General features: G+C 73.6%; 18 protein-coding genes. 6 read left to right on the top strand and 12 right to left on the bottom strand.

Going from position 1 to position 14763, the window contains the following annotated elements:
• Nucleotides 1-61: 61 nt before the first annotated feature.
• Nucleotides 62-520 (top strand): hypothetical protein, encoded by a 459-nt coding sequence (locus AMY39116_RS0311750; RefSeq protein WP_020417856.1) that lies wholly within the window; start codon nt 62-64, stop codon nt 518-520.
• On the opposite strand, the gene AMY39116_RS0311745 is transcribed toward AMY39116_RS0311750, so the two are convergent.
• Together AMY39116_RS0311745 and AMY39116_RS42690 are read right to left on the bottom strand one after the other, a co-directional pair.
• Nucleotides 497-1591, bottom strand: a complete 1095-nt coding sequence (locus AMY39116_RS0311745; RefSeq protein ID WP_020417855.1) for a glycosyltransferase — start codon at nt 1589-1591, stop codon at nt 497-499. The two genes, AMY39116_RS0311750 and AMY39116_RS0311745, sit on opposite strands and share 24 nt — an antisense overlap.
• On the bottom strand, nt 1588-2475 hold the full coding sequence (locus tag AMY39116_RS42690; protein WP_157358522.1) for a DMT family transporter: 888 nt from the start codon (nt 2473-2475) through the stop codon (nt 1588-1590). The genes AMY39116_RS0311745 and AMY39116_RS42690 overlap by 4 nt, the downstream gene beginning before the upstream one ends.
• A gap of 99 nt (nt 2476-2574) precedes the next feature.
• Between AMY39116_RS42690 and AMY39116_RS0311735 the strand changes: the two genes are divergently transcribed.
• Entirely contained in the window at nt 2575-3651 is a 1077-nt protein-coding gene (locus tag AMY39116_RS0311735; protein WP_027935837.1) for a GDSL-type esterase/lipase family protein, read from the top strand.
• 281 nt (nt 3652-3932) lie between these two features.
• Here the strand turns inward: AMY39116_RS0311735 and AMY39116_RS0311730 are convergent, their stop codons facing one another.
• Genes AMY39116_RS0311730 through AMY39116_RS0311715 form a run of 4 tightly spaced genes read right to left on the bottom strand, consistent with a single transcriptional unit; the run spans nt 3933 to nt 6072 of the window.
• On the bottom strand, nt 3933-4232 hold the full coding sequence (locus AMY39116_RS0311730) for a hypothetical protein (protein WP_020417852.1): 300 nt from the start codon (nt 4230-4232) through the stop codon (nt 3933-3935).
• On the bottom strand, nt 4225-4449 hold the full coding sequence (locus AMY39116_RS0311725) for a hypothetical protein (protein WP_020417851.1): 225 nt from the start codon (nt 4447-4449) through the stop codon (nt 4225-4227). Before AMY39116_RS0311725 ends, AMY39116_RS0311730 begins: the two co-directional genes overlap by 8 nt.
• Before the next feature lie 31 nt (nt 4450-4480).
• A complete protein-coding gene (locus AMY39116_RS0311720; RefSeq protein ID WP_017982434.1) occupies nt 4481-4933 on the bottom strand; it encodes an Lrp/AsnC family transcriptional regulator in 453 nt (150 codons plus the stop codon).
• Complete coding sequence (locus tag AMY39116_RS0311715) at nt 4930-6072, bottom strand: Xaa-Pro peptidase family protein (RefSeq protein ID WP_020417850.1); 1143 nt, start codon at nt 6070-6072, stop codon at nt 4930-4932. The genes AMY39116_RS0311720 and AMY39116_RS0311715 overlap by 4 nt, the downstream gene beginning before the upstream one ends.
• A 53-nt stretch (nt 6073-6125) precedes the next feature.
• Here AMY39116_RS0311715 and AMY39116_RS0311710 point away from each other — a divergent pair, with 53 nt between their 5' ends.
• The gene (locus AMY39116_RS0311710) at nt 6126-7061 is read left to right on the top strand and encodes a 5'-3' exonuclease (RefSeq protein ID WP_020417849.1); all 936 of its coding nucleotides are present in this window, start codon (nt 6126-6128) and stop codon (nt 7059-7061) included.
• Nucleotides 7062-7258: 197 nt separating this feature from the next.
• Here the strand turns inward: AMY39116_RS0311710 and AMY39116_RS0311705 are convergent, their stop codons facing one another.
• Genes AMY39116_RS0311705 through AMY39116_RS0311695 form a run of 3 tightly spaced genes read right to left on the bottom strand, consistent with a single transcriptional unit; the run spans nt 7259 to nt 8993 of the window.
• Nucleotides 7259-7897 carry a GPP34 family phosphoprotein gene (locus tag AMY39116_RS0311705; RefSeq protein ID WP_020417848.1) on the bottom strand — a complete coding sequence of 213 codons (639 nt, stop codon included), beginning with the start codon at nt 7895-7897 and terminating at the stop codon, nt 7259-7261.
• Nucleotides 7884-8099, bottom strand: a complete 216-nt coding sequence (locus AMY39116_RS0311700) for a hypothetical protein (protein WP_020417847.1) — start codon at nt 8097-8099, stop codon at nt 7884-7886. The genes AMY39116_RS0311705 and AMY39116_RS0311700 overlap by 14 nt, the downstream gene beginning before the upstream one ends.
• Complete coding sequence (locus tag AMY39116_RS0311695; RefSeq protein ID WP_020417846.1) at nt 8100-8993, bottom strand: SPFH domain-containing protein; 894 nt, start codon at nt 8991-8993, stop codon at nt 8100-8102. It abuts the gene before it with no gap.
• A 76-nt stretch (nt 8994-9069) separates the two neighbouring features.
• On the opposite strand from AMY39116_RS0311695, the gene AMY39116_RS0311690 reads away from it, so the two are divergent.
• Together AMY39116_RS0311690 and AMY39116_RS0311685 are read left to right on the top strand one after the other, a co-directional pair.
• Nucleotides 9070-9996, top strand: a complete 927-nt coding sequence (locus AMY39116_RS0311690; protein WP_020417845.1) for an ABC transporter ATP-binding protein — start codon at nt 9070-9072, stop codon at nt 9994-9996.
• Nucleotides 9993-11189 carry an ABC transporter permease gene (locus tag AMY39116_RS0311685; protein ID WP_020417844.1) on the top strand — a complete coding sequence of 399 codons (1197 nt, stop codon included), beginning with the start codon at nt 9993-9995 and terminating at the stop codon, nt 11187-11189. Before AMY39116_RS0311690 ends, AMY39116_RS0311685 begins: the two co-directional genes overlap by 4 nt.
• A 92-nt stretch (nt 11190-11281) precedes the next feature.
• Here AMY39116_RS0311685 and AMY39116_RS0311680 read toward each other — a convergent pair whose 3' ends face one another.
• The gene (locus AMY39116_RS0311680) at nt 11282-12061 is read right to left on the bottom strand and encodes an SDR family NAD(P)-dependent oxidoreductase (RefSeq protein ID WP_020417843.1); all 780 of its coding nucleotides are present in this window, start codon (nt 12059-12061) and stop codon (nt 11282-11284) included.
• An 86-nt stretch (nt 12062-12147) separates the two neighbouring features.
• Here AMY39116_RS0311680 and AMY39116_RS0311675 point away from each other — a divergent pair, with 86 nt between their 5' ends.
• Nucleotides 12148-12996, top strand: a complete 849-nt coding sequence (locus AMY39116_RS0311675) for a helix-turn-helix transcriptional regulator (RefSeq protein ID WP_020417842.1) — start codon at nt 12148-12150, stop codon at nt 12994-12996.
• On the opposite strand, the gene AMY39116_RS0311670 is transcribed toward AMY39116_RS0311675, so the two are convergent.
• Nucleotides 12993-13778: an ABC transporter permease gene (locus AMY39116_RS0311670; RefSeq protein ID WP_020417841.1), complete on the bottom strand. Its 786-nt coding sequence runs from the start codon at nt 13776-13778 to the stop codon at nt 12993-12995. The two genes, AMY39116_RS0311675 and AMY39116_RS0311670, sit on opposite strands and share 4 nt — an antisense overlap.
• Entirely contained in the window at nt 13775-14722 is a 948-nt protein-coding gene (locus AMY39116_RS0311665) for an ATP-binding cassette domain-containing protein (RefSeq protein WP_304413074.1), read from the bottom strand. The genes AMY39116_RS0311670 and AMY39116_RS0311665 overlap by 4 nt, the downstream gene beginning before the upstream one ends.
• Nucleotides 14723-14763 lie beyond the last annotated feature (41 nt).

Genomic DNA, 14763 nt, shown 5'->3' with positions numbered 1-14763 from the left:
CGCCCGGTTCTGGCAAGCGCGTACGTTGGGCTTGAACAGCAATCACCAACGGAGGTGAGCGATGCGCACGAGACGTCGGGCACGCTGGGTTCGGATCGAGGCGTGGCACATCCCGGTCCGGCTGGTGACCGGGGCCTTCGTCCTGAACTCGGGCGTGGCCAAGCAGAAGGCCGACGAGACGACGACCGCGCAGCTGCACGGCTTCGCCGCGGGGACGTACCCGCCGGTGAAGCGGGTGCCGCCGCGGAAGTTCGTCCAGGCGCTGTCGGCCGGTGAGATCGCGCTGGGCGCGATGCTGCTGATCCCCGCGGTGCCGCCGCTGGTGGCCGGGGCCGGTCTCACCGCGTTCTCGGCCGGGCTGCTCGGCCTGTACGCGCGCACGCCGGGCATGCGGCAGGAGAGGTCGATCCAGCCCACCGAGCAGGGCGTCGCGATCGCCAAGGACGTGTGGATGCTCGGCATCGGCGCGTCGCTGGTGCTCGACCACTTCCTGGGGTCACACCGCCGCGAGCGCGCGTAGCGCGGCGCCGAGGTCGCCGGCGGACTCCAGGTGCCGGGCCGCGGACTCGGCCATCGACTTCCGCAGTTCCGGGGTGCCGAGCATCCGCCGGACCGCCGCCGCGAGTTCGCCGTCGGCCTCGCACACGACCGCCAGCCCGGCCTCGGCCATGAGACGGGCGTTGGCGCGGCCGTGCGCGGCGATCGGGCGGTGCATCAGCACGGGACGGCCGCAGGCCAGCGCTTCCAGTCCGGTGGCGCCGCCGGCGTTGGTCACCACCACGTCCGCGGCCACGATCCAGGCGGCCATGTCGTCGGTCCAGCCGAGCACGCGCAGCCGCGGGTCGGTGAGCCGGCGCAGTGATCGCGTCAGGCGCTCGTTGCGGCCGCACACCACGACGGGCACCACCGACGGATCGGCCGCCAGCAGTTCGCGGGTGGCGGACTCGACCTGGCCGAAGCCGAGCGAACCGCAGGACACCAGCGCCACGAACGCGTCCGGCGGCAACCCCAGCCGCCGGCGCGCGGCGGCGCGGTCGCCGGGCCGGAACTCGCCGCGCACCGGCGGGGCGGACACCGCGACGGGCGCGTCCGGCACACACCGCACGGCGGGCGGGATCGCCACCGGGTGCATGACGAGGTTGCGGTCGATGCGCCCGTACACCCAGAACGGGTGCGGCGCGAAGTCGGAGATCCACGCCCCCACCGGGGCGCGCAGCCTGCTGCGGCGGCGCAGCCACTCCAGCCCCGCGGTGCCCAGCGGGTAGGTGGACAGCACCAGGTCCGGGTCCCCGACGACCCGCGCCAGGCGGCGGCCGCACCACGCGCCGGTGAAGCGCTTGCAGGCGGCGGCGAACCAGCGGGAGCGCCACAGCGCCGCGTAGAAGAACTCGTACAGCCACGGCGTGCGGCGCACGTTGGTCACGTAGATCTGCCGGAACAGCGGCCCCACCCAGGCGCCCATCACGTCGAGCGCGTCGAGCCAGCGGACCTCCGCGCCGGGCCACACCCGGTGCACGGCCTCGGCGAGTGCGCGGCCGGTCGCGTTGTGCCCTTCGCCCATCGTCGCGGACACCACGAGCACCTGTTTCACCGGACCTCCCGTGGAGTCAGGCGCGCCGCCCTGGCGGACAGCACGACGATGCCGGCGATCACGACGAGACCGGCCAGGCCGGCACCGGCGAGCGCGGCCGGGTCGGCGGTCACGGTTTCGCCGAGCCACCACACGCCGATGGCGACGCCGACGAGCGGGTCCAGCGCGGTGATCACGGCCAGCGCCGGGGTGAGGAACTCGCCGCGCTGGAAGGTGTTCTGGCTGAGCAGGAACCCCAGCGGCCCGGTCACGCACACCACGTACAGCACCGGGTGGGTGAACGGCGCGGCGAGGCTGTCCCGCGCCTGCCCGGCGACGACCTTCATCAGCCCGGCGGTGACGCCGTAGAGCACGCCGGTGGCGACAGCGAGCCCGAGAACCCGCAGCGCGCCCGGCGCCAGCACCGACACCGCAAGCCCCAGCACCGTCAGCGCCGCCAGCGTCAGCGCCAGCACCACCGGCGCCGGGCCACGGACGAACGTCGTGCCCTCCTCGCCGGGACGCGCCAGCAGCATCACCGCGGCCAGCCCCGCCACGCACATCAGCGAGCCCGCGCCGAGCACGGCGTCGGGGCGGCGGTGGGCCAGCCGGTCGGCGAAGAACCCGGCGAAGATCAGCGACGTCACCAGCAGGGGTTGCACCACCAGCAGCGGCGCGAAGGCCAGCGCGACCAGTTGCAGCACCAGCCCGGCGACCGTCGCGGCCATCCCGGCCAGCCACAGCGGACGGCGCGCGAGACGGGACAACAACGCCGGGTCGAGGGTGCGGGTGGTCTCGACCTGTTTGGTGGCGCGCGCCTGCGCCGCACTGGCCAGGCCCATCAGGGCGGCCCCGGCGACCGCGGCGGGCACGGCCACCGCCCAAGCGCTCGGTCCCGTCGGCACCTCGCCCCCTCGGTGTTCGCCTCCGACGGTAGCGGCGGGAACGATCACCGGGGGCCGGGTTCACAAGGGCTTCGGCAGGTCTTCTCTAAACTGCCACCGGTGCGACGGTTTCGGTGGTGGATCGGCGGGGGCGTTCTGCTCTTCGTCCTGGTGCTGGTGGGGATCTTCGTGCTCACGGGCCCGAGCACGCCACCCGGGCCGATCGACCGCCCGGGCCCGCCCGGCACCGGTCCGCTGACGATCGTGTCCATGGGCGACAGCACGCTCTCCGGGGAGGGCGCGGGCAACTACACCGCCGACACCAACGGCGCCAACGGGGACTGGTGCCACCGCTCCCCCAACGCGACGGTGGAGAAGACCGACGTGCCCGGGATCGTGAAGAAGGTGAACCTGGCCTGCTCCGGCGCGCCGGCCGCGCAGGTCGGGCTGGGCGACACCAGGCAGTGGACCGAGCCGTCCCAGGCCGGGCAGCTGGCGGAGCTGGTGAAGACCCACCGGGTCGCGGCGGTCGTGGTCGCGGTGGGCGCCAACGACGACCCGCGCTTCTCGCAGCTGATCTCGCAGTGCTTCCAGGCGTGGTTCATCTCCGGCAACGCGCCCTGCCGCACCGCGATCGCGCCGACCTGGCAGCAGCGGATCGACGCGATGGTGCCGAAAGTGGTGAACGCGCTCGGCGACATCAAGACGGTGCTCGCCCGCGCCGGGTACCAGCCGGAGGACTACCAGCTGGTGCTCCAGTCCTACGCGGCGCCGATCGGGCCGGGGATCCCGGCGAACCTGCAGAACCTCAACGGGTGCCCGTTCCGCACCGAGGACCTGCAGTGGGTGGTCAACGAGGGCGTGCCGGTGCTGTCCCGCGGACTCGCCTCGGCGGCGGCGCAGGCCGGGGCGCGGTTCCTGGACCTGTCCCGCGCCGGGCTGGGGCACGAGGCGTGCAGCGGCGGGGCCGACCCGTCGACGGAGTGGTTCAGCCGGCTGACGCTGCAGCTCAACGACCTCGCCGACGCCGACCGCGCGAGCCATGCCATCCAGGAATCGTTCCACCCCAACGCCAACGGGCACGCCAAGTTCGGCCGGTGCCTGACCGAGTTCCTGGCGACGTCCGGCCCGGCGGCCGCATGCCTGAAGGGCCAGGACGGCAACCTCCACCCGGCGGCCACGGTCACCGCCGGGTAGTGCTTTTGATCCAAAGATCAAGTGATGGTCGTCGCCGGACGGGCAGGCTCCAGGATGACCAAGAAGTGCCTCGTCGTGCATGGACGAGGGGGCGCCGGGTGGTCATCCCGCCGCGTTCCAGTTCGTGCGTATCACGCTGAGCCAGACCCACAAGATTGCATCGGCGGCCTGGGGCGCGAGCCTGGCTCAACATGATCGTTGCGGCGTCAGGCCACGGATGACAGCCCCATCTCGGCTGTGTTCCGGGCACGGCGCTGCGCGCCCGCTCGGCGATCCAGGCCCTACAAGTCCAGCGCCGCGCGCAGGGCGATGTCCACCTGCTCCTGCGTCTGCTGGTCGATCTCGGCGATCCGTTCCACCAGCCACCCGCGGTAGAGGCGGGTCAGGAACAGCGTGGAGATCCAGAACCGGCTGTCCAGCGCGACGCCGAGGATGTCCTGCGGGTCCTCCTCCAGCAGTTCGGTGCCGATGAGCCAGGGGCGTTCCGACTCGTTGACGCCGTCGGAGGACAGCAGCAGCACCGTGCGTTCCCGGGACGGCTGGGTGGGCGGCTTGTACGCCCAGATCTCGCCTTTACGCACCCAGGTCCTTTTCCGCCGCGGCCAGTTCCGCCTCGTCGGCCGCGGCCAGCGCCTCCGCGTCGTGCCGGCCCGGGGCGCGGTAGCCGGTGCGGACGGCCTCGCGCCGGGCGGCGCGCGACAGCCACGCCGACAACGAGATCCCGTGCGCCTTCGCGGCGCGCTCGGCGTACTCGATCGCCGCCGTGTCGAGCGAGAGCGTGACCTTACGAGTTGCCATACCTTTTATCGTACCTTTCGCCCGGCGTTTGTCACACCGTCGGCGGGCGGCCCTCGAACGGCGTGGACAGCACCACCGTCGTCCGCGTCGACACCTTCGCCGCCTCCCGGATCCGCCGCAGCAGGTCCTCCAGGTCCCGCGGCGACGCCACGCGCACCAGCAGGATGTAGGACTCGTCGCCGGCGACCGAGTAACACGACTCGATCTCCCGGATGTGCTCGATCCGCTGCGGGTAGTCGTCCGGCGCGGCCGGATCGTTGGGGGTCAGCGAGATCAGCGCGGTCAGCGGCAGCCCGATCTGCTCGCTGTCCAGCCGCGCCACGTACCCCTGGATCACGCCGCGCTGCTCCAGCCGCCGAACGCGCTGGTGCACCGCCGACACCGACAGCCCCACCCGCTCGGCCAGGTCGGTGAAGGAGCAGCGGCCGTCGCCGGCCAGCTCCCGCGCGATCGCCTGGTCCAGCGGCTCCAGCGGCCCGCTCACGAGTCGAGCACGACGAGCTCGTGCGGGCGCTGGTTGAGTGCTTCGACCCCGTCGGCGGTGACCACGACGATGTCCTCGATGCGGGCGCCCCACCGGCCGGGCTGGTAGATGCCCGGCTCGACGCTGAACGCCATCCCCGGCTCCAGGGCCAGGTCGTTGCCCGCCACGATGTAGGGCTCCTCGTGCACGTCGAGCCCGATGCCGTGCCCGGTGCGGTGGATGAAGAACTCCCCGTACCCGGCGTCGGCGATGATCTCGCGCGCCGCGGCGTCGACCGACTGGGCGGAGACGCCCGGCCGCACCGCTTCGACCGCCGCCTGCTGCGCGCGCTGCAGCACCGCGTAGGTCTCGGCCACGTCGGCGTCGCGCGGCTCGCCCACGGCGTAGGTGCGGGTGGAGTCGGAGTTGTAGCCCTCGGGGATCGGGCCGCCGATGTCGACCACCACCACGTCACCGCGCTCGATGACGCGGCCGGACACGTCGTGGTGCGGGCTGGCGCCGTTGGGGCCGGAGCCGACGATCACGAAGTCGGCGTGCAGGTGGCCCTCCTCGACGATCGCGGCGGCGATGTCGGCGCCCACCTCGGCCTCGGTGCGGCCGGGCCGCAGCCACTCGGCGATGCGGGCGTGCACCCGGTCGATCGCGGCGCCGGCGCGGCGCAGCGCGTCGATCTCGGCGGCGTCCTTGCGCATCCGCAGCTCGCGGATCACCGGGCCGGCCAGCGTCTGCTCGGCGGAGCCGAGCGCGGCGCGGAACGCGAGCACGTGCAGCGCGATCAGCCCGTCGCTGACCGCGACGCGGCCGGGCTTGCCGAGCCGGTCGGCGACCATGCGGTAGGGGTCCTCGCCGTCGACCCAGGTGACCACCTCGACACCCAGCTCGCCGGTGGGTACCGCCGCGTAGCCGGGGGCCTCCAGCTTCGGCACGACCAGCGCCGGGGTGCCCTCGGCCGGCACCACGAGGGTCGTCAGCCGCTCGAAGGAGCCACCGGCCTCGCCGAGCAGGTACCGCAGGTCCGAGCCCGGCGCGATGAGCAGGGCGTCGGCGCCGGCGTCGGCGGTGGCCGCGCGGGCCCGCTCCAGGCGGGCGCGCAGGGTTTCCGGGGCGGGTGCTGGGATCGCGGTTGAGCGGGACGACATGCCACGCAGCGTATCTGGCTCCGGCCGGGACCGCGTCTGGCAGGCTGTGGTCCGTGACACTTGCCCTGCTGGATTCCGCGAGCCTGTACTTCCGCTCGTTCCACGCGCTGCCCGAGTCGATGACCGCGCCGGACGGGACGCCGGTCAACGCGGTGCGCGGGTTCACCGACACGCTGGCCCGGATCGTCACCGACCGGCGCCCGACGCGGCTCGTCGCGTGCCTGGACGCGGACTGGCGCCCGAAGTTCCGCACCGATCTGCTGCCCAGCTACAAGGCGCACCGGGTGGCCGACGCCGACGCGAACGCCGAGGAGGTGCCGGACACGCTCACCCCGCAGGTGCCGATCATCCTGGAGGTGCTGCAGGCGTTCGGGTTCGCCACCGCCGAGGCCGACGGGTACGAGGCCGACGACGTGATCGGCGCCCTGACCGCGCGGGAGAAGACCGACCCGGTGGAGGTGATCACCGGCGACCGGGACCTGTTCCAGCTGGTGCGCACCGAGCCGACCCCGGCGTCGGTGGTCTACGTGGGCAAGGGCTGGGCCAAGGCCGAGGTGCTCGGCCCGCCCGAGATCGCCGAGCGCTACGGCGTGCCGGTGGACGGCGCCGGGCAGGCGTACGCGGACATGGCCGTGCTGCGCGGTGACCCGTCCGACGGGCTGCCGGGGGTGGCCGGGATCGGCGAGAAGACCGCGGCGAAGCTGATCACCCAGTTCGGCTCGCTCGACGGGCTGATCGCCGCGGCCGCCGCGGGCAGCGCGGACGTGCCGCCGAAGACGCGGCAGCGGCTCGCCGAGGCCGAGGAGTACCTGCGGGCGGCGCCCACGGTGGTCCAGGTCGCCGCCGACGCGCCGGTGTCGCTGTCCGGCTCCGACGCGGTGCCCGCCTCGCCCGCGGACCCGGACCGGGTGCTGGAGCTGGCCGAGCGTTGGAACCTGGGCAGCTCGGCGACCCGCCTGGTCAAGGCGCTCACCGCGAACGCCCGCTGACCCGGCCGCGTGCCGGGCCGGTCAACCCCCGGAGAGGGCCGCGATCTCCGAGCCGGCTGGGAAACTCACGCGCACCCGTGCAGGATCCGCGCTCGTCCCGCGCCCGCGGCTCGCGCCGGTGGGCGCGTGACGAGCGCCCGCGAAGGTGGCACCCGAGTGCAGCGGCGGTCCGCGACCGAGCGCGGCGGCCGCGGCGGTCAGCCGCCGGAGGCGGCGGCCGCCCGGTGGGACTGGATCGTCTTCCGCAGCGCCTTCACCACCGGCTCCACGGGCCGGCCCAGCTCGGCCAGCCGGCCCTTGTACTGGCGCCGTTCGGAGCGGGTGAAGACCGTGCGCAGTTCGGCGGTGCCGGCCAGGGCGCAGAGCGCGCCGAGGCGCGGGTCCACCCGGTACGCGGGCTGCCCGCCGCGCACGGCGCGCCGCACCTCCTCCGCCAGCCGCTTGGTCTCGTGCGGCCGGCGCGGCGTCACCCGGTGCACCGGGAACAGGCCGAGCACGCGCCGTGAGTCGACCTTGATCACCTGTTCGGCGGCCAGGTGCTCACGCACCAGGGGCACGATTCGGCTGGCGCGGCGGGACACCCACCGCCGCCACGACCGGGGCGTGCTGTGGGTGATCTCCAGCAGGACCAGGTCGAGCACCGGGTCCAGGCCGGGCGCCGGCGCGGCCGGCGCCGCCTTGCCGCCGTCGTCGACGAGGAAACCGCCGAGCACCAGGTCGGCCAGCGCCGCGGCCCGCAGGGCGTAGCCCAGTTCGGACCGCGACGTCAGGCGGTTCTTGTCCGTGTCGTAGGCCAGCAGGAAGAGCCGCGCGGCCAGCGAGTCAGGCTTGTCCATCCTCGTCCCCCTTCTTCGGGCGTCCCCGCGGGCGCATGCGCCCCACCTCGCGGGGCAGCCGCCCGGCGTCCGCGAGTGCCTTGCGCAGCAGGAACTCGATCTGCGCGTTGGTGCTGCGCAGCTCGTCGGCCGCCCAGCGCGCCAGCGCGTCGTGCACGGCCGGGTCGAGCCGCAGCAGGATCTTCTTCCGTTCGGCCGGCATCTACTGGTACAGCGTCCCGGTGTTGACGACCGGCTGCGCGTCGCGGTCGCCGACGAGCACCACGAGCAGGTTGCTCACCATCGTGGCCTTGCGTTCCTCGTCGAGCTCGACGACGTCGTGCCGGGCGAGCCGGTCCAGCGCCATCTCCACCATGCCGACCGCGCCTTCCACGATGCGCTGACGCGCGGCCACCACGGCACCGGCCTGCTGGCGCCGCAGCATCGCCTGCGCGATCTCCGGGGCGTAGGCGAGGTGGGTGATGCGGGATTCGATGATCTTCACGCCGGCCGAGGCGACGCGCGTGGCGATCTCCGCGGACAGCTTTTCGGTGATCTCGTCGCCGTTGTCCCGCAACGACAAGCGCGCCGTGTCGGCGTTGTCGTAGGGGTAGGCGTTGGCGATGTGCCGGACGGCGGTCTCGCTCTGGATGGCGACGAACTCGACGAAGTCGTCGACCTCGAACACGGCCTGCGCGGTGTCGGCGACCTGCCACACCACGACCGCGGCGATCTCGATCGGGTTGCCGTCGGCCTCGTTGACCTTCGCCACCCCGGTCTCGTGGTTGCGGATGCGCGTGGAGACCTTGCGCCGCTGGGTGAAGGGGTTGACCCACTGCAGCCCGGCGGTGCGCAGCGTCCCCACGTAGCGGCCGAGCAGCTGCACCACCCGCGCCTCGCCCGGCGCGACCGGGGTCAGCCCGCCGAGGAGCACGAGCCCGGCGAGCACGGCGACCGCGCCCGCGACGAGCATCCCGGCCGAGCCGTCGCTGGTGGCCAGCAGCACGACCCCGCCCGCCACCAGCACTACCGCGACGCCCAGCATCACGAAGCCGTTGACCGCACGCACCAGGCGTTCCCGCGTCTGCGGCGCCGGCATGTCCACGACGGTTTCCATTGACCGCTCCCCTCAGTTCCTTGCCCCGATGGCTTCAATGTAGCATAGTGATATCACTTTTCCACTGGGATGCGGAATGGGGGACGACGTGGCGGACAGGCAACTGGAGATCGACGGCCTGACGAAGCGGTACGGCGAACGGCTGGCGTTGTCGGACATGACGTTCGACGTGCGCGCCGGTGAGCTGTTCGGGTTCGTGGGCAGCAACGGCGCGGGCAAGACCACGACGATGCGGATCGTGCTGGGGGTATTGGCGGCCGACGACGGGCAGGTGTGCTGGGACGGCGCGCCGGTGACGCTGGAGACCCGGCGGCACATCGGCTACATGCCCGAGGAGCGCGGGCTATACCCGAAGATGAAGGTCGGCGAGCAGCTGGTCTACCTCGCGCGGCTGCACGGCATGCCGGCCGCGGAGGCGCGCCGGTCGGTGGAGACCTGGACCGAGCGGCTCGGGGTCGCCGCCCGCCGCGACGACGAGGTGCAGAAGCTGAGCCTGGGCAACCAGCAGCGGGTGCAGCTGGCCGCGGCGCTGGTGCACGACCCGGCGATCCTGGTGCTCGACGAGCCGTTCTCCGGGCTGGACCCGGTCGCGGTCGACGTGATGAGCCAGGTGCTGCGCGAGAAGGCCGCCGAGGGCGTGCCGGTGGTGTTCTCCAGCCACCAGCTGGACCTGGTCGAGCGGTTGTGCGACCGGATCGGGATCGTGCGGGACGGGCGGATGGTCGCCTGCGGCACGGTCGGCGAACTGCAGGCGGGCTCGACGGTGCGGCTGCTGGTGGAGGCGCCTTCCGCGGCGCCCGGCTGGGCCGACGGGCTGCCCGGGGTGTCGGTGATCCGGCACGAGGACGGCCGCACCGAGCTGGAACTGGCCGACGGCGCCGACGACCAGGCCGTGCTGCGCGCGGCGCTGGCGAGCGGGCCGGTGCACGAGTTCGCGCGGCGGCGGCAGTCGCTGACCGAACTGTTCCGGCACGTCGTCACGACCGAGGAGGTGGCGGCGTGAACCGGGACGGCTGGACGGGCGTTTCGCTCGTCGCGTCACGTGAGATCGGCATCCGGTTGCGGTCCAAGGCCTACCGGCTGAGCACGCTGGCGCTGCTGGTGGTCATCGTCGGGTTCGCCGTCGTGATGAAGCTGATCGGCGGCGGCACCGGCGCGGACGCCACGGTCGGCGTCACCGGGCCGACGTCGGCGCTGGCCGCGCCGCTGCAGGCCGCCGGGCAGGCGGTCGGCGAGACCGTCGAGGTGCGCACGCTGCCCGACGAGGCCGCGGGACGCACCCAGGTGAGCGACGGCGACCTGGACGCCCTGCTGGTCGGCGACGGCTCGCGGGTACGGGTCGTGGTGAAGAAGGACCTCGACGAGAACCTGCGCACCGCGCTCAACGTGCTGGCCGGGCAGCTCGCCCTCAACCAGCAGATCACCGCGCTCGGCGGCGATCCGGCGCAGGTCAACGCGGCGGTGTCCGGCGCGGGGGTCGAGGTCTCGCCGATGGAGCAGCCCTACCCCTACAACGGCCAGCAGCTCGTGCTCGGGATCGTCGCCGGCATCCTGATCTACATGTCACTGCTGCTCAACGGCCAGTCGGTGGCGCAGGGCGTGGTCGAAGAGAAGACCAGCCGCGTGGTCGAGCTGCTGCTGGCGACGGTGCGGCCGTGGCAGCTGATGGCCGGGAAGGTGCTGGGCATCGGCGCGGTCGGGCTGATCCAGATGGTCCTGATCGGGGTGGTCGGGATCGTCGCGGGACTGGCCACCGACGTGCTGACGATCTCGGTGTCGGCCGCGGCGGGCACCGTGGTGTGGCTGATCGTGTGGTACCTGCTGGGGTTCCTGATGTACTCGATCGTGTTCGCCGGGCTGGGCGCGCTGGTGTCGCGGCAGGAGGACGTGGGCGGCGCGGTCACGCCGGCGCTGTTCTTCGTCATCGCCGGGTACGTGGTGGGCATTTCGGTGCTGCCCTCGAACCCGGGCAGCGGGCTGGTGGCGTTGCTGTCGGTGATCCCGGTGTTCGCGCCGACGCTGATGCCGATGCGCCTGGCGATGGGCGGGGTGGCGCCGTGGGAGGCGATCCTGTCGGTCGCCCTGGTCGTGGCGCTGATCCCGGTGCTGGTGTGGCTGTCGGCGCGGATCTACCGCAACGCCGTGCTGCGCACCGGCGCGAAGGTCGGCTTCCGCGAAGCGCTGCGCGCGGCGTAGGAGCGCAAGAACGGAGAAGACCGGCGGGCCGGCGGGTTCTAGGGTCGGACGTGAGCCGGCCCCGCCTGGGGGCGGGGCCGGCGTTCCACACGTCAGGCGCCGGCGCCGCCGTCCACCGGCACGATCGCGCCGGTCACCATCGAGGCGCGGTCGCTGAGCAGCCACGCGGCCACCTCGGCGACCTCGCGCGGCTCGGCCATCCGCCCGAGCGGGATGGACGCCGTGGCCCGTTCGATGATGCCCGGGGTGGCCTCCTCCCACGTCTGCATCATCTGCGTGACCGTGCCGGCGGGGGTGATGCCGTTGACCCGGATGCCGTCGCGGGCCCAGGTCACGGCCGCGGTCTCGGTGATGCTGTTGAGGGCGCGCTTCATGGCGCCGTAGGCGGGCAGGGCGGGGTTGGCGCGGCGGCTGCCGATGCTGGAGGTGTTGACGATCGCCCCGCCGCCGTTGCCGCGCATCAGCTCGGCCTGGGCGGTCATGGCGGTCCAGTGCGCGCGGAAGTTCACCGCGAACTGCTCGTCGATGTCCTCGTCGCTGGTGGTGTCGAGCGGGCCGGGACGGCGCTGGATGGCGGCGCCGTTGTTGAACGCGCCGTCCAGCCGTCCGTGCAGCTCGCCGGCGCGGGCGACGGCGGCCCGGATGCCCGCGCGGTCGGCGAGGTCCAGTGGGACGGCGTCGGCGGTGCCGCCGCCGGCGCGGATTTCGCCGACGATGCGGTCCAGCGCGTCGGTGCCGCGGGCGGCGAGCACGACGGCGGCGCCTTCGCGGGCGAACAGCCTGGCCGCGGCCTCGCCGATCCCGCGGCTGGCGCCGGTGATGAACACGACCTTGCCGGTGAGCAGGCCGATGGGTGCGATGTCCGTCGTCATGAGCGCAGCCTCGGGCGGCTTGCGGCATCGGATGCAGGCACAAGCGGTACCAGGATCCGCCGCCGCGGGCCGGGCACACTCGGGGTGTGGACAAGAAGGAGCTGGGCGCGTTCCTCCGCAGCCGCCGCGAGCGGCTCCGGCCGGAAGACGTCGGCCTCCCCTCGGGACCGCGGCGCCGGACGCCGGGGCTGCGCCGGGAGGAGGTGGCGGTGCTGGCGCACATCTCGACCGAGTACTACGTCCGGCTGGAGCAGGGCCGCGCGCCGCGGCCCTCGGGTGAGGTCCTCGCCGGGATCGCGGACGCGCTGCGTCTCACCGACGCCGAGTCCGCCCACCTGCACGTCCTCGCCGGCACCGCACCCAGCCGCGGCGGCCGGCACCGGCGCGACGTGCGGCCCAGCATCCGCGCGCTGATCGGCCGGCTGCCGGACACGGCCGCGATCGTGACCTCCGCCGCGTTCGAGGTGCTGGCCTGGAACGACCTCGCGGCCGCGCTGATGGAGGACTTCGGCGCGCTCGCCCCGGCCGACCGCAACCTCGCGCGCCGCGCCTTCCTCCGCCCGGCGGCCGAGGGCCCGCTGTACGGGATCACCCACGAGGCGGAGTTCCGGCAGCACGTGGTCATGCAGCTGCGCGCGACCGTCGCCCGCTACCCGGCCGACCCCGAGGTCAACGGGCTGGTCGGCGACCTGCGCGACGGCAGCCCGGAGTTCGCGCGGCTGTGGGAGCGGCACGACGTGCGGGCGGTGCCCGCGCTGACGAAGACGTTCCGCCACCCGGTGGTCGGGGAGATCACCGTCGACTGCGACTCGCTGGCGCTCACCGACCGCGACCAGCACCTCGTGCTCTACAGCGCGCCGCCGGGATCCCCGGACGCCGAGGCGCTCGCTCTGCTGAACGTCCTCGGCGCCCGGGCCGGCGAGTACCTGTCCTAGCGGCTGAGCCGCCGGTAGCGGCGCACCGACAGCGGCAGGAACACCGCGATCATCGCCACCGGCCACAGCACCGCCAGCAGCAGCGCGTGCTCGGCGAACCAGCCGCCGCTGTCCCAGCCCGGGTTGCCGAACAGCTCGCGGGTCGCGGCCGCGGTGGCCGACAGCGGGTTCGCGTCGGCGATCGCGCCGAGCCAGCCGGGCATCGTGCCGGGTGAGACGAACACGTTGGACAGGAAACCCAGCGGCCACACCAGGATCTGCAGCGCCACGACACTTTCCGGGCCCTTCGCGACGAGCCCCAGGTAGAGCCCGAGCCACAGGATCCCGAACCGCAGCAGCACCAGCAGCCCGAACGCGGCCAGCGCCGCGCCGAACCCGCCGTGCCACCGCCAGCCGGTGAGCCACCCGCACGCGGCGAGCACCACCAGCCCCGCCGCCGAGTTCAGCAGGTCGGCCACCGCGCGGCCGATGACCGGCGCGGACGCCGCCATCGGCAGCGAGCGGAACCGGTCGGTCGACCCGCGCGCGACGTCGGTGGCGATCGCGGTGTAGGTGGACTCGATGCCGAACACCATGGCCAGCGCGAACATCCCGGGCACCAGGAACTCGCGGTAGTCGCCCGGCGCGGCCATCGCGCCGCCGAACAGGTAGCCGAACATCACCAGGGTCAGGACCGGGAACAGCAGCCCGACGACCACCGGCGCGGGCTGTCGCGCCCAGTGCGCCAGCTCCCGGCGGGTCATGGTCCAGCCGTCGGCGATCGCCCATCGCAGTGCGGTCATGCCGGCACCTCCTCGCGTGCGGTCAGCTTCAGGAACACCTCGTCGAGCGTGGGGCGGCGCAGGGTGAGGTCGGCGATGCCGATGCCTGCGTCGTCGTAGGCCGCGGCGAGCCCGGTCAGGTCGCGCACCCGGTCGGACGCCGGCACGCTCAGCCCGCCGTCGGTCAGGTCGGCCGCCGCCCCGGTGACCCGGCTCGCCAGCGCCGCGGCGGCGGGCAGATCGGCGGCGTCCCGCAGGACCACCTCCACCCGGTCGCCGCCGATGCGGGACTTCAGCTGCGCCGGGGTGCCCTCGTCGACGATCCCGCCGCGGTCGAGCACGGCGATCCGCCCGGCGAGCTGGTCGGCCTCGTCCAGGTACTGCGTGGTGAGCAGCACGGTGGTGCCGTCGGCGACGAGTTCCCGCACCGCGGCCCACACCTCGCTGCGGCCGCGCGGGTCCAGGCCGGTGGTGGGCTCGTCCAGGAACAGCACCTCGGGCGAGCGCAGCAGCCCGGCGGCGAGGTCGAGCCGCCGCCGCATGCCGCCGGAGTACTGCTTCACCGGCTTCTCCCCCGCGTCGCCCAGCCCCATCCGGGCCAGCAGCTCGTCGGCCCGCTGCCGCGCCCGGCGCGCGCCGAGGTGGTAGAGCCGGCCGAACATCTCCAGGTTCTGCCGCCCGGACAGCACCTCGTCCACCGCGGCGTGCTGCCCGACCAGCCCGATCCGGTAGCGGACCTGCGCGGCCTGTCGGCGGGCGTCGAACCCGGCGACCAGGACCTTCCCGGCGTCGGGCCGCAGCAGCGTGGCCAGGATGCGCACGCAGGTGGTCTTGCCCGCGCCGTTGGGGCCGAGCAGGCCGAACACGGTCCCCGCGGGCACGGTCAGGTTCAGGTCGTCGAGCACGGTCTTGTCGCCGTAGCGCTTGCGCAGCCCCTGCGCCACCACGGCGTTTTCGCTGGACAACACGCCCCTCCTTCTACTCCGTATGCCGTACGGATCATCTA

Origin of the sequence: Amycolatopsis sp. ATCC 39116, assembly GCF_000231075.2 — a bacterium.
Lineage (GTDB): Bacteria > Actinomycetota > Actinomycetes > Mycobacteriales > Pseudonocardiaceae > Amycolatopsis_E > Amycolatopsis_E tucumanensis.
Note: the sequence above shows the minus strand (reverse complement) of the source record. Positions and strands in the feature narration are given on the sequence as shown.

Coding starts and splice junctions, on each gene's coding strand:
- AMY39116_RS0311750 (WP_020417856.1), top strand. CDS start 62: ATGCGCACGAGACGTCGGGCACGCTGGGTTCGGATCGAGGCGTGGCAC.
- AMY39116_RS0311725 (WP_020417851.1), bottom strand. CDS start 4,449: ATGGCAACTCGTAAGGTCACGCTCTCGCTCGACACGGCGGCGATCGAG.
- AMY39116_RS0311715 (WP_020417850.1), bottom strand. CDS start 6,072: ATGTCGTCCCGCTCAACCGCGATCCCAGCACCCGCCCCGGAAACCCTG.
- AMY39116_RS0311705 (WP_020417848.1), bottom strand. CDS start 7,897: ATGGACAAGCCTGACTCGCTGGCCGCGCGGCTCTTCCTGCTGGCCTAC.
- AMY39116_RS0311700 (WP_020417847.1), bottom strand. CDS start 8,099: ATGCCGGCCGAACGGAAGAAGATCCTGCTGCGGCTCGACCCGGCCGTG.
- AMY39116_RS0311695 (WP_020417846.1), bottom strand. CDS start 8,993: ATGGAAACCGTCGTGGACATGCCGGCGCCGCAGACGCGGGAACGCCTG.
- AMY39116_RS0311690 (WP_020417845.1), top strand. CDS start 9,070: ATGGGGGACGACGTGGCGGACAGGCAACTGGAGATCGACGGCCTGACG.
- AMY39116_RS0311680 (WP_020417843.1), bottom strand. CDS start 12,061: ATGACGACGGACATCGCACCCATCGGCCTGCTCACCGGCAAGGTCGTG.
- AMY39116_RS0311670 (WP_020417841.1), bottom strand. CDS start 13,778: ATGACCGCACTGCGATGGGCGATCGCCGACGGCTGGACCATGACCCGC.